Source organism: Streptomyces omiyaensis (genome assembly GCF_014650895.1).
GTDB lineage: Bacteria > Actinomycetota > Actinomycetes > Streptomycetales > Streptomycetaceae > Streptomyces > Streptomyces omiyaensis.
Genome location: NZ_BMVV01000092.1, coordinates 1 through 643, shown reverse-complemented (window position 1 = coordinate 643; position 643 = coordinate 1). Strand labels below are relative to the sequence as shown.

General features: G+C 58.3%; 1 rRNA gene. It reads left to right on the top strand.

The features are described 5' to 3' along the window. Window positions 1-643, top strand: a 23S ribosomal RNA gene (locus IE287_RS38140); the annotation flags it as partial.

Here is a 643-nt window from a genome sequence, read left to right as displayed (position 1 = left end):
CTGTGATGGGTAGGGGAGCGTCGTGTGCCGGGTGAAGCAGCCGCGGAAGCGAGTTGTGGACGGTTCACGAGTGAGAATGCAGGCATGAGTAGCGATACACACGTGAGAAACGTGTGCGCCGATTGACTAAGGGTTCCTGGGTCAAGCTGATCTGCCCAGGGTAAGTCGGGACCTAAGGCGAGGCCGACAGGCGTAGTCGATGGACAACCGGTTGATATTCCGGTACCCGCTTTGAAACGCCCAGTATCGAGCCCATTAATGCTAAGGCCGTGAAGCCGTTCCGGACCCTTCGGGGAAAGGAAAGTGGTGGAGCCGCCGGCCCAAGGTGGTAGTAGGTAAGCGATGGGGTGACGCAGGAAGGTAGTCCAGCCCGGGCGGTGGTAGTCCCGGGGTAAGGGTGTAGGGCGTGTGATAGGCAAATCCGTCACACATACAGCCTGAGACCTGATGCCGAGCCGATTGTGGCGAAGTGGATGATCCTATGCTGTCGAGAAAAGCCTCTAGCGAGTTTCATGGCGGCCCGTACCCTAAACCGACTCAGGTGGTCAGGTAGAGAATACCGAGGCGTTCGGGTGAACTATGGTTAAGGAACTCGGCAAAATGCCCCCGTAACTTCGGGAGAAGGGGGGCCACACCCGGTGAT